Origin of the sequence: Mycobacterium palustre (assembly GCF_002101785.1) — a bacterium.
In the GTDB taxonomy this organism is placed as follows: Bacteria; Actinomycetota; Actinomycetes; order Mycobacteriales; family Mycobacteriaceae; genus Mycobacterium; species Mycobacterium palustre.
Genome location: NZ_LQPJ01000144.1, coordinates 19,973 through 42,765, shown reverse-complemented (window position 1 = coordinate 42,765; position 22,793 = coordinate 19,973). Strand labels below are relative to the sequence as shown.

Sequence of the window (22,793 nt, the reverse complement as noted above, 5' to 3'; positions counted from 1 at the left end):
GCCGTGTGATGGTGCGCACTGGGGCCTCTCGATCGGTCGACGATGACGACAAGGACATCGCCGACCAGACTTCCCGGCACACCGCGAGGCAGTCTAGCCGTTCGGCGCCGCCCGTGTCCCGCTAAGCGCAGGTCAGCAGCGCCACGCATTCGACGTGATGGGTCAGCGGGAAGGCGTCGAACACCTTGATGGCCTCGACGGCGTAGCCGTGGCCGCGGTACAGCCCGATGTCGCGCGCGAAAGACGCTGCCTCGCAACCGATGTGCACGACGCGCCGCACCCCGGCCGCGGCCACCCGGTCGATGACATCCCGCCCGGCGCCGGCCCGCGGCGGGTCCAGCACCGCGACGTCGGCCCTCGAGGCGCGCGCCCGCTGCGACGCCAGCGCCCGCCGCACCGAATCGGTGACGACGTCGACCTGGGGCAGATCGGCCAGCGCGGCGCGGGCGGCCCGCGTCGACGCGCGCGACGTGTCGACGCTCAGCACCCGCCCCGACTCCCCGACCGCCTCGGCGAGCGCGGCGGCGAAAACCCCGGCGCCGCCGTAGAGGTCCCAGACCGTCATGCCCGCTTCGGCTTGCGCCCAGTCGGCGACGAGGCCGCTGTAGACCGGCGCCGCGTCGCGGTGCGCCTGCCAAAACGCCGTGACGGGCACGCGCCAGCTGCGCGCGCCCACCCGCTGCACCGCCTCGTAGCCGCCTTCCACCACCGCGGTGACGGTCCTGTTGCCCCGCCGCAGGGTGCGCACCACGTGGCGCGCGCCGTCGTCGTCGACGGCCACATGCAGCTGGGCGCCCGGCGGCCAGTCCGCCCCCGACGAATCGTGAGCCAGCCCGTCGAGCATTCCCGCCGGCAACTGCGCGCAGCGCAGGTCGGTGACCAGTTCGTCGCTGTGGTAGCGGTGAAAGCCGGGACGACCATCCGCGCCCACGTCCAGCCGGACCCGGGTGCGCCAGCCCGTGGGGCCGCCGTCCGAGAGCGGGTCGGCCTCGCCGCTCCAGCGGTACCCGCCCAGCCGCTGCAATTGGTTGGCCACCACCTCGCCCTTGAGCGCCCGGACCGCCGCCGGCGCGGCGAACGCCAGGTCGCAGCACCCCGCGCCGCCGACACCGGCGATCGGGCACAGCGGCGCGACCCGGTGGTCGGACGGCTCGACCACCTCGAGAACCTCTGCGTGCCAATAGGATCCGCGGTCGGCGGTGACGCGGGCCCGCACCCGTTCGCCGGGCAGCGCGTAACGGACGAACACGACGCGGCCCTCGTGGTGCGCCACGCAGCTGCCCCCGTTGGCGGGGGCGCCGGTGCGAAGCGTCAGTTCGGCGGTCAATCGAAGATTCCGCGACGGGCGTCGCCGGGCGCCGCGTGCGGTTGAAACGCCTTGAGCCGCTCCGACGAATTCAGCTGCCAGGGAACGGAAGTCACCATGACGTTGGGCATGAACAGCAGGCGGCCCTTGAGCCGCAGCGCGCTTTGGTTGTGCAGCACCTGCTCCCACCAATGGCCCACCACGTACTCGGGGATGAACACCGTCACCACGGTGCGCGGCGACTCCTTGCTGACCCGCTTGACGTATTCGAGGATGGGACGGGTGATTTCGCGGTACGGCGAGGCGATGACCTTCAGCGGCACGCTGATGTCGCTTTCCTCCCACTTGTGGACGAGCTCGCGCGTTTCGGCGTCGTCGACGCTGACCGTGAGGGCCTCGAGCACATCGGGCCGGGTGGCGCGCGCGTAGGCCAGCGCCCGCAGGGTCGGCAGGTGCAGCTTGGAGACCAGGACCAGGGCGTGGTTGCGGCTGGGCAGCACCACGTCGTGCTGGGCGGCCTCCTGCTCCTCCAATTCCTGGCTGACGGTGCCGTAGTGGCGGTGGATCATCTTCATCAGGATGAACAGCGCGCTCATCGCGAACAGGGCGATCCACGCCCCGGCCACGAACTTGGTGACCAAAACGACCAGCAACACCGCCCCGGTGGACAGCAACCCGACCGTGTTGACCACCCGCGAGCGCATCATCTTGCGCCGCGCGCGGGGATCGGTCTCGGTGCGCAGCAGCCGGGTCCAGTGCCGCACCATCCCGACCTGGCTGAGCGTGAACGAAATGAACACCCCGACGATGTAGAGCTGGATCAGCGCGGTCACCTCGGCGCGGAACGCGATGATCGCCAGCAGCGCGGCCGCCGACAAGAACAGGATCCCGTTGGAGAACGCCAACCTGTCTCCGCGCGTGTGCAATTGGCGCGGCAGGTAGCTGTGCTGCGCCAGCACCGAGCCGAGCACCGGGAAGCCGTTGAACGCGGTGTTGGCCGCCAGCACCAAGATCAGCGCGGTGACGGTGGCGATCAGCAGAAACCCGATGTGGAAGCTGCCGAACACGGTCTCGGCCAGCTGGGTGACGAGGGTCTTCTGGTAGTACCCCCGCGGCGCCCCCGACAGCTGGGTGGCGGGATCGTCGACCAGTTTGACGCCGATCTTCTCGGCCAGCACGATGATGCCCATCAGCAGGGTCACCGCGATCACGCCCAGCATCAGCAGGGTCGTTGCGGCGTTGCGCGACTTGGGTTTTTCGAACGCCGGCACGCCGTTACTGATGGCCTCCACACCGGTCAGCGCCGCGCATCCGGACGAAAACGAGCGCGCCACCAGAAACGCCAGCGCGAAGCCCACGACCTGCCCGTGCTCGGCGTGCATCTGGAACCCGGCCGATTCCGCGCGCAACGGGTTGCCCAGCACGAAGATCCGGAACAGGCCCCACCCGATCATGACGAGCACCCCGATGATGAACGCGTAGGTCGGGATCGCGAACGCCACCCCGGATTCGCGGACCCCGCGCAGGTTCAGCGCCATCACCAACAGGATCGCGGCCACGCAGAACCACACCTTGTTGTGCGCGACGACCGGGATCGCCGAGCCGATGTTCGACATCGCCGAGGCGGTCGAAACGGCAACGGTCAGAACGTAATCCACCATCAAGGCGCTGGCCACCACGAGGCCGGCGGTGTCGCCGAGGTTGGTGGTGACCACCTCGTAGTCGCCGCCGCCCGACGGGTAGGCGTGCACGTTCTGCCGGTAGCTGGCCACCACGACCAGCATGACCGCCGCCACCGCCAGTCCGATCCACGGCGTCAGCGCGTAGGCGGTCACCCCGGCCACCGAAAGCATGAGGAAGATCTCCTCGGGCGCGTACGCCACCGACGACAGCGCGTCCGAGGCAAACACCGGCAGCGCGATCCGCTTGGGCAGCAGGGTGTGACTCAACCGGTCGCTGCGAAACGGCCGGCCGATGAGCAACCGGCGCGCGGCCGTGGAAAGTTTGGACACGAGAGCCAAGGGTAAGCCCACCCCGGCTTGGTAGCGTTCCGTAGGCGAGAATGTTCGCCGGCGGACCATATCGGCTGGCCAACCCGGTTGCCGATGGGAATAGCGCAGGACGGAGCCGAAGGGACCTCAGGTGCGCGTGGTTGTGATGGGTTGCGGCCGGGTGGGCTCGTCGCTGGCCGACGGGCTCTCCCGCATCGGCCATGACGTGGCGGTCATTGACCGCGACAGCGCCGCGTTCAACCGGCTCAGCCCGGAGTTCGCCGGCGAACGGGTGCTGGGCCAAGGATTCGACCGGGATGTGTTGCTCAGGGCCGGCATCGAGGAGGCCGAGGCCTTCGCCGCGGTGTCCTCCGGCGACAACTCCAACATCATCTCGGCCCGGCTGGCGCGGGAAACGTTCGGCGTGCAGCGCGTCGTCGCGCGGATCTACGACGCCAAGCGCGCCGAGGTCTACGAGCGCCTGGGCATCCCGACGATCGCCACGGTGCCGTGGACCACCGACCGCCTGCTCAACGCGCTGACCCGGGAAAGCGAGACCGCCAAGTGGCGCGACCCGACCGGCACGGTCGCGGTGGCCGAGGTCGACCTGCACGAGGACTGGGTGGGCCACCGGGCGACCGAGCTCGAGCAGGCCACCGGCGCCCGGGTCGCGTTCTTGATCCGGTTCGGCACCGGCGTGCTGCCGGAACCCAAGACCGTCCTGCAGGCCGGCGACCGGGTTTACCTCGCGGCGATTTCTGGTCGCGCGGCCGAAGCGGCGGCCATCGCGGCGCTGCCGCCGAGCGAGGACTTGGAGCCGTGAAGACCGCCGCCGACGAAGACGCCCGCTTGCCTGTTTTTCGAGCCGGGAGCGTGAGGGTAGCGCCCGCTCGCGGGGGAGAGTGGCGCAAATGAAAGTCGCCGTCGCCGGCGCGGGGGCGGTCGGCCGCTCGGTCACCCGCGAGCTGATCGCCAACAACCACGAAGTGACGCTGATCGAGCGCAACCCCGAGCACGTCGACGTCGACGCGATCCCGGCCGCGCACTGGCGGCTGGGCGACGCCTGCGAGCTGAGCCTGCTGCAGTCGGTGCACCTCGAGGACTTCGACGTGGTGGTCGCCGCGACCGGCGACGACAAAGCCAACGTGGTGCTCAGCCTGCTGGCCAAGACGGAGTTCGCGGTGCCGCGGGTGGTGGCCCGGGTCAACGACCCCCGCAACGAGTGGCTGTTCACCGACGCCTGGGGTGTCGACGTCGCGGTGTCCACGCCCCGCATGCTGGCGTCGCTGATCGAAGAGGCCGTGGCCGTCGGGGATCTGGTGCGGCTCATGGAATTTCGTCGGGGCCAGGCCAACCTCGTGGAGATCACCCTGCCCGACGACACGCCGTGGGGCGGCAAGCCGGTGCGCCGGTTGCAGCTGCCCCGGGACGCCGCCTTGGTGACGATCCTGCGCGGGCCGCGGGTGATCGTGCCCGAGGCCGACGAGCCGCTCGAGGGCGGCGACGAACTGCTGTTCGTCGCGGTCACCGAGGTCGAAGAGGAGCTGCGCAAGCTGCTGCTGCCGACCACCGAGCCCACCGACCGACGGGGCTAGGCGGGGTCGGCGTCGGCTTCCTCGGTTGCGGGCATGGCGCGCTGGGCGGCCTTTGCGGCCGCGTAGGTCGCGAGCGCGGCCAAAATCGTCAGCGGCCAGCCCATGCCGATCCGCGCGACACCGAGCCAGCCCGTCTGGTCGGCGTCGTAGAGCAGCCGCTGGATTACGAACCGGGCGGTGAAGACCAGCGTCCAGCACACCGTGGCGACGTCGAACGCGTGGACGGCCCGCGGCACGTCGCGCCAGGCGCGGTCACGGCCGGTGGCCCAGCTCCACAGATGACCGACCAGGGGGCGTCGGACCAGCACGGACACGGCGAACACGATCGCCCACAAAAGCGACATCCAAATGCCCAGCAGGAAATAGCCCTTGGACTGGCCCACCGCGTAGGCGATCAACGCGCAGACGGCGACCCCGATGAACCCGGACACCGCCGGCTGCGTGGATTCGCGCCGGATCAGCCGCCAAAACAAAACCAGCGCGGCCGCGCCCAGCGCGAACCCGATCGCCGGCATCAACCCCGCCAAGCCGGACACCGCCACGAAGACGACCACCGGCACCGACGAGTAGACGACACCACTGACCCCGCCCACCTGGGCCAGCAGGCGATCGGCGCCGACGCGGTTGGTGACGTTGCTGGGCGGCGTCACCGCTGGATTTCGTAGTGGGGGTTGTAGATGGCCTTCGTCCCGTTTTCCAGCTTGCCCATCCGCCCGCGCACCCGCAGGGTGCGGCCCGAGTCGATGCCCGGGATGCGGCGCTGCCCCAGCCAGACCAGCGTGACGGTGTCGGTGCCGTCGAACAACTCGGCGCGAACGCCGCCGGAACAACCCTTGCCGTTGGTCTCGACGCTACGCAGGGTGCCGACCATCGTGACCTCCTGGCCGCGCTCGCAGTCGATCGCGCGCTGCGCGCCGGCCGTCGCGATTTCGCCGGTCAGTTCTTCGGAGTCGCGTTGCTCCGGATCCTCCGTCAACCGACGGGTGAGCCGGCGAAGATAAGCCTGGGCCCCCATGGCCACTCCTGAAAATAGTGGTAAAGCTTCGACGCTTCCATCTATGCCAACGGACACCGTAGACCTGTTGGTTCCCTGGCGCCAACCGACCCAAACTCCGGTGTTAAGGCGCCCCGGACGGCGGGGCAATATCGAGGGGTGGCTGTCGATCTGCGCGGTGTCACGACGGTGTTGTTGGCGGGCACCGGCTCCGACGACGACTACGTCGACCGGGCGTTTCGCGGCCCGCTGGCCGAAGCCGGCGCCGTCCTGCTCGCCCCGCCGCCCCAGCCGGATCGGTTGATCGACGGCTACCTGTCGGCCTTGGACCGGGCCGCGCGACGCGGTCCGATCGGGGTCGGGGGCGTCTCCATCGGCGCCGCGGTGGCGACCGCCTGGGCGCTAAAACATCCCGATCGCGCCGTCGTCGTGCTGGCCGCGCTGCCGGCGTGGGCCGGCGACCCGCACGCCGCGCCCGCCGCGCAGGCGGCGCGGTATTCGGCGGCGCGGCTGCGCGCCGACGGGCTGGCGGCTACGACCAGCCAGATGCGGGCCTCGAGCCCGCCGTGGCTGGCCGACGAGCTGACCCGGTCCTGGCGCGCCCAGTGGCCGCAATTGCCCGACGCCATGGAGGAGGCGGCGGCCTACGTCGCACCGAGTTGCGCCGACCTGGCCGGGCTGCGCGCCCCGCTGGCGGTGGCCGCCGCGATCGACGATCCGATCCACCCGCTGCAGGTGGCCCTCGACTGGGTCGCCGCCGCCCCGCGCGCGGCGCTGCGGACGGTGACGCTGGACGAGATGGGCGCAAACACCGCCGCGCTGGGCGCGGCCTGCCTGGCGGCCCTGGCCGACCTTTAGCCGCCGGTCGTGGTCCGCAGCTGCTGCATGGCCGATCCCTCGGCGCTGCGGCGCGCGGCCGGCTCGCTCGGCGGCTGCGCCCCCTGTTGTTGCTGCGCCTGCTGGGCGGCCGCGGCGGCCCGCAGCTGTTCCACCATCGGCTCGGGCAGCTGCACGGGAAGCGGCGTGCGCACGGGAAGCGGCGTGTCGCCGCGGCGAACCACGGTGTCGACCAACGCCGCGCGCGCCTCCTGGTCGAGCGCGTCGATGGTCTCCTGCGGGCCGTTGATGACGCAGCGGATCATCCAGCGATAGCCGTCGACCCCGATGAAGCGCACGACGCCGGACGCGGTGCCGACCACCTCACGACCCCACGGCCCGTCCTTGATGCTGACCTTGGCCGAGTCCTTGCGCAGCGACTCGGCGAGCTCGCCGGCCACCTCACGCCACAGGCCGCCGGTCTTGGGCGCCGCGTAGGCCGCGATGGTAAAGCGGCCGTTGGGCGTGACCACCCACACGGCGCTGGGGACGCCGGCCTCGGTCAGTTCCACCTGGAGCTGGCCGGTCTCCGGCATCGGGATGAGCACCGAGCCCAGGTCGAGCCGCGCCAGCTCGGCGATCGCGGGGTCGTCGAAGTCGTCGATGTCGAACGGGCCCTCGAGCTCTTCGAGCTCTTCCGGCTCGTCATCGGCGTGCAGGCCGGCGGCCTGGACCTCACCCTCGTCTTTGCCACGTTTACCGAATCCCGCCATCTGCTACGCCACTCCTCCTCATCGCTCCCGCTCTGAATCGTCGCTGGCGGTCACAAGCTCGCGTGCCCTCCGGAGGAACCGTGACCGCCGTCGCCGCGGGACGTCTGGGCCAGCCCGGCCTCGTCGAACGACGACACCTCGACCAGCTCGACCAATTCGACCCGCTGCACCAGCAACTGGGCGATCCGGTCGCCGCGGTGCACCACGATGGGCTCGTCGGGGTCGAGGTTGATTAGCGACACCTTGATCTCGCCGCGATAGCCCGCGTCGATGGTGCCGGGGCTGTTGACGATCGAAAGCCCAACGCGCGCAGCCAAACCCGAGCGCGGGTGGACCAGGCCGACCATCCCGTGCGGGATGGCGACGGCCACGCCCGTCCGCACCAGGGCCCGTCTGCCGGGGTCCAGATTGACGTCTTCGGCGCTGTAGAGGTCGACGCCGGCGTCGCCGTCGTGGGCACGGCTGGGCAGCGGGAGCTCGGGGTCCAGACGGACGATGGCGAGACTGGTTGACACGGGGCCACAGACTACCCTTGACCGCGTGTCTTCCACGCGCGTCGCGCCGCACAGCGTGCGATATCGCGAACGGCTATGGGTCCCGTGGTGGTGGTGGCCGCTGGGGTTCGGGTTGGCGGCGCTGATCGCCTTCGAGGTCAACCTCGGGGTCCGCTCCCTGCCCCACTGGCTGCCGTACGCGACGCTGTTCGCGGTGGCGGCCGCGGCGCTGCTGTGGCTGGGCCGGGTGGAGATCCGCGTCGTCGCCGACCCCGCCGCGCCGGGCGGCGTGGAACTGTGGGCCGGGGACGCGCACCTGCCGGTCAACGTGATCGCCCGGTCCGCCGAGGTAGCGCGCTCGGCAAAGTCCGCCGCGCTGGGCCGCCAACTCGACCCGGCGGCCTTCGTGCTGCACCGGGCGTGGGTGGGCCCCATGGTTCTGGCAGTCCTCGACGACCCGGACGATCCCACGCCGTACTGGCTGGTGAGCTGCCGCCACCCCGAGCGGGTGCTGTCGGCATTGCGCAGCTGACCTTCGGGCTCAGGCCGCGCAATCGGTACAGATCATCACGCCGTTCTTCTCGCTGGCCAGCCGGCTGCGGTGTTGCACCAAAAAGCAACTCGAGCAGGTGAACTCGTCGGCCTGCTTCGGAATCACGCGCACCGACAACTCTTCACCGGACAGGTCGGCGCCGGGCAACTCGAACGATTCGGCCGATTCGGATTCGTCTACGTCGACCACCGCCGACGCCGCTTCGTTGCGTCGTGCTTTGAGCTCCTCTAGCGAGTCTTCTGAGACATCGTCGGTCTCGGTGCGCCGTGGAGCGTCATAATCGGTAGGCATAATTTTTTCGCCTCATCCCCTCGAATGCCCTCTAACCCAAGCAACGCTTTGTACCAGCGTCGAACGCATCCACCAAATGATTCGTGCCCGGATCGCGACCCCATCTGGTGTGATTTACGTCACACATGTGATTTGACCCTTGTCATGCGTCTTAAACAGTGCGTTTAGAGTGCAGCTGTGGTCGCACAAATCACCGAGGGTACCGCCTTTGACAAGCACGGCAGGCCCTTCCGCCGGCGCAATCCGCGGCCCGCGATCTTCGTGTTGGCCTTCCTGGTGGTGGTGACCGGCGTGGTGTGGACCGTGGCGCTGACGCGCCCGGCGAAGGTGCACGAGGCGGTGGTGTGCAACCCGCCTCCGCAGCCGGCCGGGGGCTCGTCGCCGGCCCAGCTCGGTGAGCAGGTGTCGCGCAGCGCGATGGCCGACGTCGCGCCGGCCAAGCTCGCCGACACCAAGGTCCGCGTGCTCAACGCCAGCGGCCGCGGCGGCCAGGCCGGAGACGTCGCGGGCGCGCTGAAGGATCTGGGCTTCGCGCAGCCCACCGCCGCCAACGACCCGCTCTACGCCGGCACCCGGCTGAACTGCCAAGGCCAGATCCGCTTCGGCACGGCCGGGCAGGCGACCGCCGCCGCGGTGTGGCTGGTGGCCCCGTGCACGGAGCTGTTCAACGACAACCGCGCCGACGACTCGGTCGACCTCGTGCTGGGCACCGAGTTCACCGCGCTGGCCCACAACGACGACATCGACGCGGTGCTGGCCGGCCTCAAGCCGGGCGCCACCGAGCCGTCGGATCCCGCGCTGCTGCAAAAGATTCACGCCAGCAGCTGCTGACCCATCGGTCGGGTCGACTCAGTCCGGGATCGCCTCCAGGCCGTTGAACCGCTCGAGCGCCGCCCACAGTTCGTCGGCGATGCCGGGGGCGGCGGCCACCACCAGCCCCGCGCCGTCCGGCGCCGGCAGCTCCACGCGCGCGCCCGCCTCGGCCGCGATCAGCGCGCCGGCCGCGCGATCCCAGACCTGCAGCCCGTGCTCGTAGAAGGCGTCCAGCCGGCCCGCGGCCACCATGCACAAATCCAGCGCCGCCGAACCGATGCGGCGCACATCGCGGACCAGCGGCAGCAGCTGCGCCAACAGCTTCGCCTGTGCGGCGCGGCGCCGGGGTGCGTAGCCGAATCCGGTGCCCAGCAACGACATCGACAGGTCGCCGACCTCGGCGCACCGCAACGGCTCGGCCCCGTGGTCGTCGATGACGTGCGCGCCCAGCCCCACCGCCGCCGAATACACCCGGCGGCCCACGACGTCGGCGACCGCGCCCGCCACCGACACCCCGTCGATCTGCGCGCCGACCGAGACCGCGTAGGCGGGGATGCCGTAGACGAAATTCACGGTGCCGTCGATGGGATCGAGCACCCAGGTGACCGCGTGCGGCGTGGTCGCGGGGTCGGTGGGTCCGCCCCCCTCCTCCCCCAGGATCGGGTCACCGGGGCGCAACCGGGCCAACCGATCTCGCAGCAACCGCTCGGTCTCGGTGTCGACGACGGTGACCGGATCGGTCGGGGTGGTCTTCGACCGCACCGCGCCGCTGGCCGCGCCGGAAACGCCGGCCGCGGCGGCGCCGAACACCTCGGCGCGACGGTGCCGCACGAATTCCGCGGCCTCGGTGGCCAGCGTTTCGGCCACCGCACGCAACCGCGCGGGCTCGACTGACTGAACTGCGGGCCGCGTCACCGCTCTATCGCACCACAGACGGCGCGGCCACGCAGACGCCCCCGAACCCGCATCGTCACCGGGCTCAGCCCATTGCCCGCCTCCTCCTCGCACCGTCCCGGCGCGCATCGTCACCGGGCTCAGCCCATTGCCCGCCTCCTCCTCGCACCGTCCCGGCGCGCATCGTCACCGGGCTAAGGTGGGCGCACAGCCTCATCTCCCGCAGGAGCTCCGATGACCAGCACCGACTCGACCACGGACACGCCCGGCGCCGGACCGGCGGCCGGCACGCCGCAGCGGCGGGGGTTCGGCATCGACGTCGGCGGCAGCGGCATCAAGGGCGGCATCGTCGACATGGACACCGGGCTGTTGATCGGCGAACGCATCAAGGTGTTGACGCCGCAGCCGGCGACGCCGTCGGCGGTCGCCAAGGCCATCGCGGAGGTCGTCAACGGGTTCGGCTGGACCGGCCCCCTCGGGGTGACCTATCCCGGCGTCGTCACCCACGGCGTCGCTCAAACGGCGGCCAACGTCGACAAGTCGTGGATCGGAACGAACGCGCGCGACATCATCAGCGCCGAACTCGGCGGCCAGGAGGTCACCATCCTCAACGACGCCGACGCGGCCGGGCTGGCCGAGGAGCGTTACGGAGCCGGCCGGGAGCAGTCCGGCCTGGTGGTGCTGCTCACCTTCGGCACCGGGATCGGCTCGGCGGTCATCCACAACGGGGCGCTGATACCCAACACCGAGTTCGGCCACATCGAGGTCGGCGGCAAGGAGGCCGAGCATCGGGCGGCGTCGTCGGTCAAAGAAAGAAACGGCTGGAGCTACGAAAAGTGGGCCAAGCAGGTCACCAGGGTGCTGGTGGCCATCGAGAACCTGATCTGGCCGGACCTGTTCATCGCCGGCGGCGGCATCAGCCGCAAGGCCGACAAGTGGCTGCCGCTGCTGGAAAACCGCACCCCGGTGGTGGCCGCCGCGCTGCAGAACACCGCCGGCATCGTGGGCGCGGCGATGGCCGCGACCTCCGACGTGACGCACTGATTTTGGCCGGTAGGCCGGTGTAAGGCCGCGCTGTCGTTACAATGGTCCTCGGCGACCAGCCCGACTGAAAGCGTGCGAGTACACACGCAGTTATCAACGCCGACATTCGACATAGCAGACACTTTCGGTTCACCGTGCCCAAACCCACCGAAAGTGCGTCCGACCGAAGGGGTGTAAGTGGCAGCGAGCAAGGCAAGCACGGCAACCGACGAGCCGGTAAAGCGCACCGCCACGAAGTCTGCATCCGCCCCCGCCAAGCGACCGGCGGCCAAGGCCGCCAACGGCTCCGCGCCGGCGAAACGGGCCGCCAAGGCCGCGCCGCGGGCCAGGTCGACCGCCGAGCCCGCCAAGGCGAGCGACACCGCCAAGAAGACGCGGTCGGCGGCCAAGGGCGCCGCCAAGACGGCGACGCGCGGCACCAAGGCGTCCAAGGCAGCGCCGGCAGAGGCCGACGCCGGCCTGGACGATGCCCTTGACACCGACAGCGTGGTGGAGGATCTCGACGCCGAACCCGACCTCGACGGCGAGCCGGTAGAAGACCTCGAGATCGACGCCGAGGACCTGAACCTCGACGACCTCGAGGACGAGGTGGTGGCCGACGCCGACGATGCCGACCTCGATCCGGTCGACGCCGACGACGCCGTGGACGTCGAGGACGAGCCCGCCGCGCCGGTCGCCGCGAGCGGCGAGTCCGCCAACGAAGACGACGAGGACATCGCCGAGCCCTCGGAAAAGGACAAGGCCTCCGGCGATTTCGTGTGGGACGAAGACGAATCCGAGGCGCTGCGGCAGGCCCGCAAGGACGCCGAGCTAACCGCGTCGGCCGACTCGGTTCGCGCCTACCTCAAGCAGATCGGCAAGGTCGCGCTGCTCAACGCCGAGGAAGAGGTCGAGCTCGCCAAGCGGATCGAGGCCGGCCTGTACGCCACCCAGCTGATGGCCGAGTACGCCGAGAAGGGCGAGAAACTGCCCGCCGCGCAGCGCCGCGACATGATGTGGATCTGCCGCGACGGCGACCGCGCCAAAAACCATCTGCTGGAAGCCAACCTGCGGCTGGTGGTGTCGCTGGCCAAGCGCTACACCGGCCGCGGCATGGCGTTCCTCGACCTCATCCAGGAAGGGAACCTCGGCCTGATCCGCGCGGTCGAGAAGTTCGACTACACAAAGGGTTACAAGTTCTCCACGTACGCCACGTGGTGGATCCGTCAGGCCATCACCCGCGCGATGGCAGACCAGGCCCGCACCATCCGCATCCCCGTGCACATGGTCGAGGTGATCAACAAGCTGGGCCGCATCCAGCGCGAGCTGCTGCAGGACCTGGGCCGCGAGCCCACGCCCGAGGAGCTGGCCAAGGAGATGGACATCACCCCCGAGAAGGTGCTGGAGATCCAGCAGTACGCGCGCGAGCCGATCTCGCTGGACCAGACCATCGGCGACGAGGGCGACAGCCAGCTCGGCGATTTCATCGAGGACAGCGAAGCGGTGGTGGCCGTCGACGCGGTGTCCTTCACGTTGCTGCAGGACCAGCTGCAATCGGTGCTCGAGACGCTGTCCGAGCGCGAAGCCGGCGTGGTGCGGCTGCGCTTTGGCCTGACCGACGGCCAGCCCCGCACCCTCGACGAGATCGGGCAGGTCTACGGCGTTACCCGCGAGCGCATCCGCCAGATCGAGTCCAAGACGATGTCAAAGCTGCGCCACCCCAGCCGCTCTCAGGTGCTGCGCGACTACCTGGACTGAGCGGGGCACGGGCTCTCGACCCGGAGCGGATCCCGTTTAGTCGCAAAGCAATTCGGGTCGGCTGAAATTCGGGTGCGCCGGCCGCCCGGCCGTCGTAGCGTGGCCGCATGCCGAGCAACCGCAGCCTCGTCTCGTCCGGATCCGACTTCGAAGCGGCCGTCGGCTATTCGCGTGCGGTGCGCGTGGGCCCGCACGTGGCCGTGGCCGGAACGACGGGCGCGGGGGCCGCCGACGATATCGCCGGCGAGACCCGAGATGCGTTGCGCCGCATCGAGATCGCGCTCCGCGAGGCGGGCGCGTCGCTCACCGACATCGTCCGCACCCGGATGTACGTGACCGACATCTCGCGCTGGCGCGAGGTCGCGGCGGTGCATGCGGAGGTGTTCGGCCAGATCCGTCCGGCGGCCACCATGGTCGAGGTCTCCGCGCTGATCGCGCCCGAGCTGCTGGTCGAGATCGAAGCCGACGCCTACGTCACCGCCGGGGGGAAGGCGCCGTCGGGCGACGGCCGGTAGGCGGTGACGGCGATCACGGCGCGCGCCGGCAGCGGGCCGTACAAATGCGGAAACAGCATCGACTCCGGATCCGTTGGCACCCCCGGCTCCCATCGCACGGGTGCGTCCAGCCGGGCGGGGTCAACGTGCAACAGCACCAGGTCGTCGCGGCCGCGGTAGAGGCGGTTGGCCGGCAGGTGCACCTGCTCGGGCGCCGACAGGTGGATGAACGCATCACCGGGCGCGGGATCGATCGCGCCGCGGCTGCGGGCGCGCGACCATTCCTCGACCCCGCACATGTGCACCAGCACGCCGGGCGCGAACGTCACAGTCGCCCACCCTAAAGAGGCGCGGCACGCCGGCGCCCAGGGGTCGTGAGAAACGACACACCCGATAACGATCGGGGAACAACGCGAAAACCAGATACGTCTGAGACAGTGAATGTGCGAGAACGGAGAGCCCATGAACGCAACGCTGACCAGTCCCGAGCTGACCAGGGCAGACCGCTGCGACCGCTGCGGTGCCGCGGCTCGTGTCCGTGCCAAGCTGCCTTCGGGACTTGAGCTTCTCTTCTGCCAGCACCACGCCAACGAGCACGAGGCCAAGCTGACCGAGTTGGACGCCGTGCTGGAGGTCAGCGGGCGCTAGGGAGCCAACCGGGCTCACCGAGAGTCGACTCACCCTTAGGCAATGTGGAGCGCGAGAGCAGTCATCGGTAATGCTGGACGCGTATGAGCGCTCAGGCCGCGAAGCCGTCCCGACACCACATCTGGCGGATCAGCCGTAGGACCCTGTCCAAGAGCTGGGACGACTCGATCTTCTCCGAGTCGGCCCAGGCCGGCTTCTGGTCGGCGCTGTCTTTGCCGCCGCTGCTGCTCGGGCTGCTGGGCACCCTGGCCTACGTGGCGCCGCTGTTCGGCCCCGACATGCTGCCCAGCATCGAACGCCAGGTGATCTCGACGGCGCACAGCGTGTTCTCCCCCAGCGTCGTCAACGAGATCATCGAGCCGACCATCCGCGACATCGCCAGCAACGCCCGCGGAGAGGTGGTCTCGCTGGGCTTTTTGATCTCGCTGTGGGCGGGATCGTCGGCCATCTCGGCGTTCGTCGATTCGGTGGTCGAGGCGCACGACCAGACGCCGTTGCGCCACCCCGTGCGGCAACGCCTGTTCGCGCTGTTCTTGTACGTGGTGGGGCTGGTGGTGGTGGTCGCGACGGCGCCGCTGGTGGTGGTCGGGCCGCGCAAGGTCTCCGAACACATCCCGGTCGGGCTGGCCAACGCGTTGCGCTACGGCTACTACCCGGCGCTGATCTTCGGCCTGACGATCGCCGTGATGATCCTGTACCGGGTGTCGCTGCCGGTGCCGCTGCCGTCGCATCGCCTGATCTACGGCGCGGTCCTGGCCACCGCCGTCTTCCTGATCGCCACGCTGGGGCTGCGCTTCTATTTGAGGTGGATCACCAGTACCGGCTACACCTACGGGGCGCTGTCCACGCCGATCGCGTTTTTGCTGTTCGCGTTCTTCGGCGGCTTCGCGATCATGGTGGGCGCCGAGCTCAACGCGGCCATCCAGGAGGAATTCCCCGCGCCCAAGACGCACGCGCACCGGCTGCGCAACTGGGTGCTGGCGCGCACGCGCGGCCGCAGGCCGACGGTGGAGTCGCCGGCGAACAGCGCGATCAGTCCTTCTTGAGCCGCTCGTAGATCCGCTTGCACTCCGGGCAGACGGGCGAGCCCGGCTTGGCCGCGCGAGTGACGGGGAACACCTCGCCGCACAGCGCCACCACGTGGCTGCCCATGACGGCGCTCTCGGCGATCTTGTCCTTCTTGACGTAATGGAAGTACCTGGGGGTGTCGCTGCCGGTCCCGTCGTCGACGCGTTCGTCGGTGTCGGTGCGCTCGATCGTCTGGGTCTGCAAACCTGACATCTCCATGCCTGACATTGTGCCTCGAAACTCATGTGCCTCGAAACTCACTGGTGGCGGAATCCACCCGGTGTGGGACAGTGGAGGTATGAAGCGCCGCCCGAAGACCGACTTCGGCGGCTTTGACGACAGTGGCCGCCCGGTCCTGATCACCACCGCCGCCCCTTCCTACGAGGAGGAGCACCGCGCCCGGGTGCGAAAGTACTTGACGCTGATGGCATTTCGGGTTCCGGCGCTGATCTTGGCCGCCGTGGCGTACGGCGCCTGGCACAACGGCCTGATCTCCCTGCTGATCGTGGCCGCCTCGATTCCGCTGCCGTGGATGGCGGTGCTGATCGCCAACGACCGCCCGCCCCGCCGTTCCGACGAGCCGCGCCGGTTCGACCAGACGCGTCAGCGCACGCCGCTTTTCCCGCGGGCCGAGCGGCGCGCCGTCGAGCCCCGGCAACCGGGCGACCCCGGAACCGAATCGGTCTACCGCACCTACGACGACGGTTCCGGGTAACCGCCCGATCGGCGCACTTCTCAGGACATTCTCAGGTCGTCGGCACATTTCTGCACGTCAAGGCGTGTGAGATCCGGAGGCCGCGGGAACTCCCAAGGCGGATATGTCGTTAGACGACATGACAGTACAAGCCAAACGGGAGGTCGCTATGGCGAATGCCACCACAAGCAGGTTTGACAGCGATCTAGATGCCCAAAGCCCCGCAGCGGACCTAGTGCGCGTATATCTCAATGGCATTGGTAAGACGGCGTTGCTCAACGCGGCAGGCGAAGTCGAACTGGCCAAGCGCATCGAAGCGGGACTGTATGCCGAGCATCTGCTGGAAACTCGTAAGCGCCTCGGCGAGAACCGCAAACGCGATCTCGAGGCCGTAGTGCGCGATGGCGAGGAGGCGCGCCGTCACCTGCTCGAAGCGAACCTGCGTCTGGTGGTGTCGCTGGCCAAGCGCTACACGGGCCGCGGGATGCCGCTGCTGGACCTGATCCAGGAGGGCAACCTCGGGCTGATCCGCGCGATGGAGAAGTTCGACTACACAAAGGGTTTCAAGTTCTCCACCTACGCCACGTGGTGGATCCGCCAGGCCATCACCCGCGGCATGGCCGACCAGAGCCGCACCATCCGCCTGCCGGTCCATTTGGTGGAGCAGGTGAACAAGCTGGCCCGGATCAAGCGGGAGATGCACCAGAACCTCGGGCGCGAGGCCACCGACGAGGAACTGGCCGCCGAGTCCGGCATCCCGGTCGAAAAGATCAACGACCTGTTGGAGCACAGCCGCGACCCGGTGAGCCTGGACATGCCCGTCGGTTCCGAAGAGGAAGCCCCGCTGGGTGACTTCATCGAGGACGCCGAGGCGATGTCGGCGGAGAACGCGGTGATCGCCGAGCTGCTGCACACCGACATCCGCAGCGTGCTGGCCACTCTCGACGAGCGGGAGCACCAGGTGATCCGGTTGCGCTTCGGCCTCGACGACGGCCAGCCCCGCACCCTGGACCAGATCGGCAAGCTGTTCGGCCTGTCCCGCGAGCGGGTCCGCCAGATCGAGCGCGACGTGATGTCCAAGCTGCGCAACGGCGAGCGCGCCGACCGGCTGCGGTCGTACGCCAGCTAGGTTCTCCACGGAGCCATCGGCAGACAAAGCCAGTAGCAAGACGGTATGCCCGCCGCGTCAGCGGCGGGCATACTGCTTGCCTAGGCAGCGTTACACCCATTCACGCAGCTGGCGAAGTAGACTCGGGGTCAACGGAGGGTGCTGAATGAACGACCTGGTTGATACCACCGAGATGTACCTGCGGACCATCTACGACCTCGAGGAAGAGGGCGTGACGCCGCTGCGTGCCCGGATCGCGGAGCGCCTCGACCAGAGCGGCCCCACCGTCAGCCAGACCGTGTCCCGCATGGAGCGCGACGGCCTGCTCCACGTCGCCGGCGACCGCCACCTCGAGCTCACCGACAAGGGCCGCGCACTGGCCGTCTCCGTGATGCGCAAGCACCGCCTCGCCGAACGTCTGCTCGTCGACGTCATCGGCCTGCCATGGGAGGAAGTGCACGCCGAGGCGTGCCGCTGGGAGCACGTGATGAGCGAGGACGTCGAACGCCGGCTCGTCAAGGTGCTCAACCACCCCACCACCTCGCCGTTCGGGAATCCGATCCCCGGCCTGTTGGACCTGGGCGTGGGCCCGGAGTTCGGCGCCGAGGACGCCAACCTGGTGCGGCTGACCGAGCTGCCCGCGGGGTCGCCGGTGGCGGTGGTGGTGCGCCAGCTCACCGAACACGTCCAGGGCAACATCGATCTGATCAGCAGGCTCAAGGACGCCGGCGTGGTGCCCAACGCGCGCGTGACCGTCGAGACCGGGCCCGCCGGGGTGACCATCCTCATCCCGGGCCACGAGAACGTCACCCTCCCGCACGCGATGGCGCACGCCGTCAAGGTCGAAAAGGTCTGAGCCGCTTCGCCCCCCTACCCCGCCCGGCGGCCGAACGCCCGTCGCGGCGGCAGCCGCACCCCCAGTCGCCTGGCCAGGCGATAGCCGGTGACCGCGAGATCGCGGATGCGCTCGGGCCGCAAACCGGACTGCAACGCGCGGTCCAGCATGCCCGCCATCCGATGGTCGGGGTCGCACCGCAGCGCGGCGTCCAGCGACACCCCGGCGAGCGGGCCGTCGCCGCGGGCGTAGGCGCAGAACGCGAGCAACGCCAACGCCTCCACCCGCCACGGCGGCGGCAGGGTGCGCGCCAACAGCGCCCACAGCGACTCGGCGTCGCCGGCGCGGTCCCCGACGGCCAGCGCGTACAGCGTGTCGCGCACCTCCACGTCGCTCAGGGCGCAGGCCAGCTCCGCCAGCTCGCCGTCGGACAACGTCTGGCCGCGGGCGACTTGCGCGGCGGCGGCCATCGCGTTCCGCACGTCGCGGCGCCGGCGCCGCACGAGATCGGCGCCCGGCGCCGCCTCCCGCGCCGCGGCCTGCTTTTTGACCACGTCGCCCAGCGCGGCGCTGTGCACCGGATCCTCGACCGCGATGACGGCCTGCAGGTCGGCGCGGCGCGCGTAGAGCCGCCGGCCGTCCAGCACCGCCGCGGCGGCCAACGGCGAGGCGCACGGGTCCTCCACCGGCCCGCCGGAACCGCAGCCGTCGACGCAATGCCAGCGCCCGCCCAGGGCCACCCGATCGACCACGTGGGCCGCCCACAGCTCAATGCCGTTGCGCGCCAATGATTCTGCGAGCGTGCCGCACAGCTGCCGGTATTCCTCGTTGCACCCGGGACAGCCGGCGCCCTCGGCGTCCACGATCACCGCGATCGCGGCCTGGGGCCGGGCCGCGGCGGCGACGGCCGCCAGGTGCCCCAGCTGCTCGTCCATGTCCTCGGACAGGTCGATTCGCAGCACCGATCCCAGCGCGCCGTCGTCCACCGAGGCGAGGACCAATGAATTTTCCGGTACGAAGCCGAGAACGGCCGGTAGCGCGGCGATCAGCGCTCCGGGGCGGTTGAGGTCGAAATCTCGTCGATGCGTCGTCATGAGCACCCACGCTGACGGCGGGCCCCGTCAAGAGGCGCTCGCGCAACGGGATCGAGCCACTCGTCTGTGGAGAAAGTCTGGACTGTGGGCCTTATCGTCTATCCCATGGGTTCGATGCAGGAGTACGACATCGTCGTCATCGGTTCGGGGCCGGGCGGCCAGAAGGCGGCGATCGCCTCGGCCAAGCTCGGCAAGTCCGTCGCCATCATCGAGCGCGGCCGCATGCTCGGCGGGGTGTGCGTCAACACCGGCACGATCCCGTCGAAGACGTTGCGCGAGGCGGTGCTTTACCTCACCGGGATGAACCAGCGCGAGCTCTACGGCGCCAGCTACCGGGTGAAGGACCGGATCACCCCCGCCGACCTGCTGGCCCGGACCCAGCACGTGATCGGCAAGGAGATCGACGTGGTGCGCAACCAGCTGATGCGCAACCGGATCGACCTGCTGGTCGGCCACGGCCGCTTCGTCGACCCGCACACCATCGTCATCGAGGACCCGGGCCGCCGGGAGCTGACCACGGTCAGCGGGGAATACATCGTCATCGCCACCGGCACCCGGCCGGCGCGGCCGTCGGGCGTCGAGTTCGACGAGGAGCGGGTGCTCGACTCCGACGGCATTCTCGACCTCAAGTCGCTGCCGGCCTCGATGGTCGTGGTCGGCGCGGGCGTGATCGGCATCGAATACGCGTCGATGTTCGCCGCGCTGGGCACCAAGGTGACCGTCGTGGAAAAGCGCGACGACATGCTGGAGTTCTGCGACCCCGAGGTGGTCGAGGCGCTGAAGTTCCACCTGCGCGACCTGGCGGTGACGTTCCGCTTCGGCGAGGAGGTGACCGCCGTCGACGTCGGCTCAGCGGGCACCGTCACCACCCTGGCCAGCGGCAAACAAATCCCCGCCGAGACGGTCATGTACTCCGCGGGCCGCCAGGGCCAGACCGACCACCTCGACCTGCACAACGCCGGCCTCGAGGTCGAGGGGCGCGGGCGCATCTGGGTCGACTCGACGTTTCAGACCAAGGTGGAACACATCTACGCCGTCGGCGACGTGATCGGCTTCCCGGCGCTGGCCGCCACCTCGATGGAGCAGGGGCGGCTGGCCGCGTACCACGCGTTCGGGGAACCGACCGTCGGCATGACCGACCTGCAGCCGATCGGCATCTACTCGATCCCCGAGATCTCCTACGTCGGGGCCACCGAGGTGGAGCTGACCAAGAACGCCGTCCCCTACGAGGTTGGCGTGGCGCGCTACAAGGAGCTGGCCCGCGGCCAGATCGCCGGCGACTCCTACGGCATGCTCAAGCTGCTGGTGTCCACCGAGGACCGCAAGCTGCTGGGCGTGCACATCTTCGGCACCAGCGCCACCGAGATGGTGCACATCGGGCAGGCCGTGATGGGCTGCGGCGGCACCATCGACTACCTGGTCGACGCGGTGTTCAACTATCCGACGTTCTCCGAGGCCTACAAGGTCGCCGCGCTGGACGTCACGAACAAGATGCGCGCGCTCAGCCAGTTCCGCCGCTGATCAGCAGCTGTCGTCGAGGTCGTTGGGGATGGGGTCGCCGGGGCCACCGGCCTCGGCCCGGGCCAGCAGTTGGGCGGTCTGGGCGTCGAACGGCGCCGAGTAGGACACGTTCGTGGCGCAGCCCCCGCGCTCGAAACCGCCGATCAGGCCCGTCAGCGTGGTGCCGCTGACCCAGGGCGCGCCGCTGGTGCCGTCCACCAGGCCCTCGCACGGAAACGACGGGAACCCGGCGTCGTTGACCGACGTGCTGGCCTGGCAGCCGATGGGCGAGCCGCCGACGCCGGCCGGATAGCCCATCACCGTGACGTGGCTGCCCGGAGGGGGCGCGGTGCCCAGGGTCAGGGCCAGGCCGACGTGTGACTCGACCGAAACGCCGGCGTCGTTGCTGACCCGCGCGATCGCGTAGTCGGCGTGCGGGTCCTTGCCGGCGGTCCAGCGCTGGTCGAGGTAGACCGCGTCGGCCTTCCAGGTGTCGGCCGGGGCGGGGGCGGCGTCACCGGCGAATCCCGGGACGAAGACCAGCTTGGCGGCCCCGGCCAGGCAGTGTGCGGCCGTCATCACCAGGTTTCCGGTCGTCGAGTGCACCACCGCGCCGGTGCAGACGTGCAGCGGGCCGTCGTTGATGAAGATCGCGCCGACGCGCCGGTCCGGGTCCACGGGGCCCGCGACCGCCTTCTGCTGGGGCTGGCTGAGGCGCTGGACCACCGGCCCGGTCGCCACCGGAGCGGTGATGGTGGGGCGCGCGGAGGGGTCGGCGGGCCGGATGCACGACGTCAGCAAAGTCGCAACGCCGACCCCCGAGGACAGCAACACGATCCCGATGCGCATTTGGTGTCCATCATGCCTGACCAGGGTGGGACAGGCGGAATCCCACGCGTCGGCGCCGCGTTTCGAACATAAAAGCGGACGCGCATTGCTGTTTCATAATGGGTGCCCGACTGATTCGCGCGACACTTGCCAGGGCACCCTGGAGAGACCTCGAAGGGAGGAGTTCCATGGCCCGCCATCAACACCCAGACGACGCGCACGACCTGCCGGGACAGTTCGGCATCTACGAGCTGGAGTTTCCGGCGCCCCAGTTGTCGACGGCCGACGGCCAGGGCCCGGTCTTGGTGCACGCCCTCGAGGGCTTCTCGGACGCGGGCCACGCCATCCGCCTGGCCGCCACCCACCTCAAGGCCGCGCTGGACACCGAGCTGGTCGCGTCGTTCGCCATCGACGAGTTGCTCGATTACCGCTCGCGGCGGCCGCTGATGACCTTCAGGACCGACCACTTCACCAACTACGACGACCCCGAGCTGAGCCTGTACGCGCTGCGTGACAGCGTCGGCACGCCGTTTTTGCTGCTGGCCGGCATGGAACCGGACCTCAAGTGGGAGCGCTTCATCACCGCGGTGCGGCTGCTGGCCGAGCACCTGGGGGTGCGGCGGACCATCGGCCTGGGCACGGTCCCGATGGCCGTCCCGCACACCCGCCCCATCACGCTGACCGCGCACTCCAACAACAAGGAACTGATCGCCGACTTCCAGCCGTGGATCTCCGAGATCCAGGTCCCCGGCAGCGCGTCCAACCTGCTGGAGTACCGGATGGCCCAGCACGGCCACGAGGTGGTCGGGTTCACCGTGCACGTCCCGCACTACTTGACCCAGACCGACTACCCCGCCGCCGCCCAGGCCCTGCTCGAGCAGGTGGCCAAGAGCGGATCGCTGGAACTGCCGTTGTCGGCGTTGACCGAAGCGGCGGCCGAGATCCGAGCCAAAATCGACGAGCAGGTCCGGGCGAGCGCCGAGGTCGCTCAAGTGGTGGCCGCGCTCGAGCGTCAGTACGATGCGTTCATCGACGCTCAGGAGAACAGGTCGTTACTAACTCGCGACGGGGATCTGCCTAGCGGCGACGAGCTTGGCGCCGAGTTCGAACGATTCCTTGCCCAACAGGCAGAGAAGAAGGTCGACGACGACGACCAGGCGTGAGTGTCCCACAGCGCCTTTGAGATTCACTCCCCCAAGCCCCAAGCTTGGCCCGACACCAAG

Annotated in this window: 27 protein-coding genes; 15 read left to right on the top strand and 12 right to left on the bottom strand. The window is 69.6% G+C overall.

Annotation, left to right across the window (positions count from 1 at the left end; genetic code table 11):
• Positions 1-121 precede the first annotated feature (121 nt).
• Complete coding sequence (locus AWC19_RS25980) at positions 122-1,327, bottom strand: class I SAM-dependent RNA methyltransferase (RefSeq protein ID WP_085080960.1); 1,206 nt, start codon at positions 1,325-1,327, stop codon at positions 122-124.
• Entirely contained in the window at positions 1,324-3,318 is a 1,995-nt protein-coding gene (locus AWC19_RS25975; RefSeq protein WP_085080959.1) for an APC family permease, read from the bottom strand. Before AWC19_RS25975 ends, AWC19_RS25980 begins: the two co-directional genes overlap by 4 nt.
• A gap of 130 nt (positions 3,319-3,448) precedes the next feature.
• Here AWC19_RS25975 and AWC19_RS25970 point away from each other — a divergent pair, with 130 nt between their 5' ends.
• Together AWC19_RS25970 and AWC19_RS25965 are read left to right on the top strand one after the other, a co-directional pair.
• Positions 3,449-4,120, top strand: coding sequence for a potassium channel family protein (locus AWC19_RS25970; protein ID WP_085080958.1), 672 nt, complete (start codon positions 3,449-3,451; stop codon positions 4,118-4,120).
• An 88-nt stretch (positions 4,121-4,208) separates the two neighbouring features.
• Positions 4,209-4,892, top strand: a complete 684-nt coding sequence (locus tag AWC19_RS25965) for a potassium channel family protein (protein ID WP_085080957.1) — start codon at positions 4,209-4,211, stop codon at positions 4,890-4,892.
• On the opposite strand, the gene AWC19_RS25960 is transcribed toward AWC19_RS25965, so the two are convergent.
• Together AWC19_RS25960 and AWC19_RS25955 are read right to left on the bottom strand one after the other, a co-directional pair.
• Entirely contained in the window at positions 4,889-5,542 is a 654-nt protein-coding gene (locus tag AWC19_RS25960; RefSeq protein ID WP_085080956.1) for a DUF3159 domain-containing protein, read from the bottom strand. The genes AWC19_RS25965 and AWC19_RS25960 overlap by 4 nt on opposite strands.
• The gene (locus AWC19_RS25955; RefSeq protein WP_085080955.1) at positions 5,539-5,907 is read right to left on the bottom strand and encodes an OB-fold nucleic acid binding domain-containing protein; all 369 of its coding nucleotides are present in this window, start codon (positions 5,905-5,907) and stop codon (positions 5,539-5,541) included. The genes AWC19_RS25960 and AWC19_RS25955 overlap by 4 nt, the downstream gene beginning before the upstream one ends.
• 138 nt (positions 5,908-6,045) lie before the next feature.
• Here AWC19_RS25955 and AWC19_RS25950 point away from each other — a divergent pair, with 138 nt between their 5' ends.
• Positions 6,046-6,744 carry a hypothetical protein gene (locus tag AWC19_RS25950; RefSeq protein ID WP_085080954.1) on the top strand — a complete coding sequence of 233 codons (699 nt, stop codon included), beginning with the start codon at positions 6,046-6,048 and terminating at the stop codon, positions 6,742-6,744.
• Here AWC19_RS25950 and AWC19_RS25945 read toward each other — a convergent pair.
• A complete protein-coding gene (locus AWC19_RS25945; RefSeq protein WP_085080953.1) occupies positions 6,741-7,475 on the bottom strand; it encodes a DUF3710 domain-containing protein in 735 nt (244 codons plus the stop codon). The genes AWC19_RS25950 and AWC19_RS25945 overlap by 4 nt on opposite strands.
• Positions 7,476-7,525: 50 nt before the next feature.
• Positions 7,526-7,990, bottom strand: coding sequence for a dUTP diphosphatase (gene dut, locus AWC19_RS25940; RefSeq protein ID WP_085080952.1), 465 nt, complete (start codon positions 7,988-7,990; stop codon positions 7,526-7,528).
• Between the two features lie 25 nt (positions 7,991-8,015).
• On the opposite strand from dut, the gene AWC19_RS25935 reads away from it, so the two are divergent.
• Positions 8,016-8,501, top strand: coding sequence for a DUF3093 domain-containing protein (locus AWC19_RS25935; protein ID WP_085080951.1), 486 nt, complete (start codon positions 8,016-8,018; stop codon positions 8,499-8,501).
• A 9-nt stretch (positions 8,502-8,510) separates the two neighbouring features.
• Here AWC19_RS25935 and AWC19_RS25930 read toward each other — a convergent pair whose 3' ends face one another.
• A complete protein-coding gene (locus tag AWC19_RS25930; RefSeq protein WP_003919098.1) occupies positions 8,511-8,813 on the bottom strand; it encodes a DUF4193 domain-containing protein in 303 nt (100 codons plus the stop codon).
• A gap of 177 nt (positions 8,814-8,990) precedes the next feature.
• On the opposite strand from AWC19_RS25930, the gene cei reads away from it, so the two are divergent.
• Positions 8,991-9,644, top strand: a complete 654-nt coding sequence (gene cei, locus AWC19_RS25925; RefSeq protein ID WP_085080950.1) for an envelope integrity protein Cei — start codon at positions 8,991-8,993, stop codon at positions 9,642-9,644.
• A gap of 18 nt (positions 9,645-9,662) precedes the next feature.
• Here cei and AWC19_RS25920 read toward each other — a convergent pair whose 3' ends face one another.
• The gene (locus tag AWC19_RS25920) at positions 9,663-10,541 is read right to left on the bottom strand and encodes an inositol monophosphatase family protein (RefSeq protein WP_245849340.1); all 879 of its coding nucleotides are present in this window, start codon (positions 10,539-10,541) and stop codon (positions 9,663-9,665) included.
• A 213-nt stretch (positions 10,542-10,754) separates the two neighbouring features.
• Between AWC19_RS25920 and ppgK the strand changes: the two genes are divergently transcribed.
• The 3 genes from ppgK (at position 10,755) to AWC19_RS25905 (ending at position 13,816) form a co-directional block, all read left to right on the top strand.
• Positions 10,755-11,564, top strand: a complete 810-nt coding sequence (ppgK, locus tag AWC19_RS25915) for a polyphosphate--glucose phosphotransferase (protein WP_085080949.1) — start codon at positions 10,755-10,757, stop codon at positions 11,562-11,564.
• 177 nt (positions 11,565-11,741) lie between these two features.
• The gene (locus tag AWC19_RS25910; RefSeq protein ID WP_085080948.1) at positions 11,742-13,301 is read left to right on the top strand and encodes an RNA polymerase sigma factor; all 1,560 of its coding nucleotides are present in this window, start codon (positions 11,742-11,744) and stop codon (positions 13,299-13,301) included.
• A 107-nt stretch (positions 13,302-13,408) separates the two neighbouring features.
• Positions 13,409-13,816: a RidA family protein gene (locus tag AWC19_RS25905; protein ID WP_085080947.1), complete on the top strand. Its 408-nt coding sequence runs from the start codon at positions 13,409-13,411 to the stop codon at positions 13,814-13,816.
• Here the strand turns inward: AWC19_RS25905 and AWC19_RS25900 are convergent.
• Positions 13,771-14,094 carry a DUF952 domain-containing protein gene (locus AWC19_RS25900; RefSeq protein ID WP_085080990.1) on the bottom strand — a complete coding sequence of 108 codons (324 nt, stop codon included), beginning with the start codon at positions 14,092-14,094 and terminating at the stop codon, positions 13,771-13,773. The two genes, AWC19_RS25905 and AWC19_RS25900, sit on opposite strands and share 46 nt — an antisense overlap.
• Before the next feature lie 163 nt (positions 14,095-14,257).
• Between AWC19_RS25900 and AWC19_RS25895 the strand changes: the two genes are divergently transcribed.
• Both AWC19_RS25895 and AWC19_RS25890 read left to right on the top strand, forming a co-directional pair.
• Positions 14,258-14,443: a DUF7455 domain-containing protein gene (locus AWC19_RS25895; RefSeq protein WP_085080946.1), complete on the top strand. Its 186-nt coding sequence runs from the start codon at positions 14,258-14,260 to the stop codon at positions 14,441-14,443.
• Between the two features lie 83 nt (positions 14,444-14,526).
• Positions 14,527-15,489, top strand: a complete 963-nt coding sequence (locus AWC19_RS25890; RefSeq protein ID WP_085080945.1) for a YihY/virulence factor BrkB family protein — start codon at positions 14,527-14,529, stop codon at positions 15,487-15,489.
• Here the strand turns inward: AWC19_RS25890 and AWC19_RS25885 are convergent.
• Positions 15,476-15,715 carry a DUF3039 domain-containing protein gene (locus AWC19_RS25885; protein ID WP_085080989.1) on the bottom strand — a complete coding sequence of 80 codons (240 nt, stop codon included), beginning with the start codon at positions 15,713-15,715 and terminating at the stop codon, positions 15,476-15,478. The genes AWC19_RS25890 and AWC19_RS25885 overlap by 14 nt on opposite strands.
• Positions 15,716-15,791: 76 nt before the next feature.
• On the opposite strand from AWC19_RS25885, the gene AWC19_RS25880 reads away from it, so the two are divergent.
• The 3 genes from AWC19_RS25880 to AWC19_RS25870 all read left to right on the top strand — a co-directional run bounded on the left by AWC19_RS25880 (position 15,792) and on the right by AWC19_RS25870 (position 18,169).
• A complete protein-coding gene (locus AWC19_RS25880) occupies positions 15,792-16,226 on the top strand; it encodes a DUF3099 domain-containing protein (protein WP_372508592.1) in 435 nt (144 codons plus the stop codon).
• Positions 16,227-16,344: 118 nt separating this feature from the next.
• Positions 16,345-17,334, top strand: coding sequence for a sigma-70 family RNA polymerase sigma factor SigB (gene sigB / locus AWC19_RS25875; RefSeq protein ID WP_085080988.1), 990 nt, complete (start codon positions 16,345-16,347; stop codon positions 17,332-17,334).
• A 145-nt stretch (positions 17,335-17,479) separates the two neighbouring features.
• Positions 17,480-18,169: an iron-dependent transcriptional repressor DtxR gene (locus tag AWC19_RS25870; protein WP_085080943.1), complete on the top strand. Its 690-nt coding sequence runs from the start codon at positions 17,480-17,482 to the stop codon at positions 18,167-18,169.
• Positions 18,170-18,183: 14 nt separating this feature from the next.
• Here AWC19_RS25870 and AWC19_RS25865 read toward each other — a convergent pair whose 3' ends face one another.
• Positions 18,184-19,242 carry a DUF4192 domain-containing protein gene (locus AWC19_RS25865; RefSeq protein ID WP_085080942.1) on the bottom strand — a complete coding sequence of 353 codons (1,059 nt, stop codon included), beginning with the start codon at positions 19,240-19,242 and terminating at the stop codon, positions 18,184-18,186.
• Between the two features lie 114 nt (positions 19,243-19,356).
• Here AWC19_RS25865 and sthA point away from each other — a divergent pair, with 114 nt between their 5' ends.
• On the top strand, positions 19,357-20,763 hold the full coding sequence (gene sthA / locus AWC19_RS25860) for a Si-specific NAD(P)(+) transhydrogenase (protein WP_142281426.1): 1,407 nt from the start codon (positions 19,357-19,359) through the stop codon (positions 20,761-20,763).
• Here the strand turns inward: sthA and AWC19_RS25855 are convergent, their stop codons facing one another.
• Positions 20,764-21,591, bottom strand: a complete 828-nt coding sequence (locus tag AWC19_RS25855) for a trypsin-like serine peptidase (RefSeq protein WP_085080941.1) — start codon at positions 21,589-21,591, stop codon at positions 20,764-20,766. It abuts the gene before it with no gap.
• 167 nt (positions 21,592-21,758) lie between these two features.
• Here AWC19_RS25855 and AWC19_RS25850 point away from each other — a divergent pair, with 167 nt between their 5' ends.
• Positions 21,759-22,733: a proteasome assembly chaperone family protein gene (locus tag AWC19_RS25850; RefSeq protein WP_085080940.1), complete on the top strand. Its 975-nt coding sequence runs from the start codon at positions 21,759-21,761 to the stop codon at positions 22,731-22,733.
• Positions 22,734-22,793 lie beyond the last annotated feature (60 nt).

Excerpts from the sequence above, each read along its gene's own strand:
- AWC19_RS25895 (WP_085080946.1), top strand. The coding sequence starts at position 14,258 with ATGAACGCAACGCTGACCAGTCCCGAGCTGACCAGGGCAGACCGCTGC.
- AWC19_RS25865 (WP_085080942.1), bottom strand. The coding sequence starts at position 19,242 with ATGACGACGCATCGACGAGATTTCGACCTCAACCGCCCCGGAGCGCTG.
- AWC19_RS25850 (WP_085080940.1), top strand. The coding sequence starts at position 21,759 with ATGGCCCGCCATCAACACCCAGACGACGCGCACGACCTGCCGGGACAG.
- AWC19_RS25930 (WP_003919098.1), bottom strand. The coding sequence starts at position 8,813 with ATGCCTACCGATTATGACGCTCCACGGCGCACCGAGACCGACGATGTC.
- AWC19_RS25890 (WP_085080945.1), top strand. The coding sequence starts at position 14,527 with ATGAGCGCTCAGGCCGCGAAGCCGTCCCGACACCACATCTGGCGGATC.
- ppgK (WP_085080949.1), top strand. The coding sequence starts at position 10,755 with ATGACCAGCACCGACTCGACCACGGACACGCCCGGCGCCGGACCGGCG.
- AWC19_RS25945 (WP_085080953.1), bottom strand. The coding sequence starts at position 7,475 with ATGGCGGGATTCGGTAAACGTGGCAAAGACGAGGGTGAGGTCCAGGCC.
- AWC19_RS25965 (WP_085080957.1), top strand. The coding sequence starts at position 4,209 with ATGAAAGTCGCCGTCGCCGGCGCGGGGGCGGTCGGCCGCTCGGTCACC.
- AWC19_RS25870 (WP_085080943.1), top strand. The coding sequence starts at position 17,480 with ATGAACGACCTGGTTGATACCACCGAGATGTACCTGCGGACCATCTAC.
- AWC19_RS25855 (WP_085080941.1), bottom strand. The coding sequence starts at position 21,591 with ATGCGCATCGGGATCGTGTTGCTGTCCTCGGGGGTCGGCGTTGCGACT.
- AWC19_RS25955 (WP_085080955.1), bottom strand. The coding sequence starts at position 5,907 with ATGGGGGCCCAGGCTTATCTTCGCCGGCTCACCCGTCGGTTGACGGAG.
- AWC19_RS25900 (WP_085080990.1), bottom strand. The coding sequence starts at position 14,094 with ATGTGCGGGGTCGAGGAATGGTCGCGCGCCCGCAGCCGCGGCGCGATC.
- sigB (WP_085080988.1), top strand. The coding sequence starts at position 16,345 with ATGACAGTACAAGCCAAACGGGAGGTCGCTATGGCGAATGCCACCACA.
- sthA (WP_142281426.1), top strand. The coding sequence starts at position 19,357 with ATGCAGGAGTACGACATCGTCGTCATCGGTTCGGGGCCGGGCGGCCAG.
- AWC19_RS25905 (WP_085080947.1), top strand. The coding sequence starts at position 13,409 with ATGCCGAGCAACCGCAGCCTCGTCTCGTCCGGATCCGACTTCGAAGCG.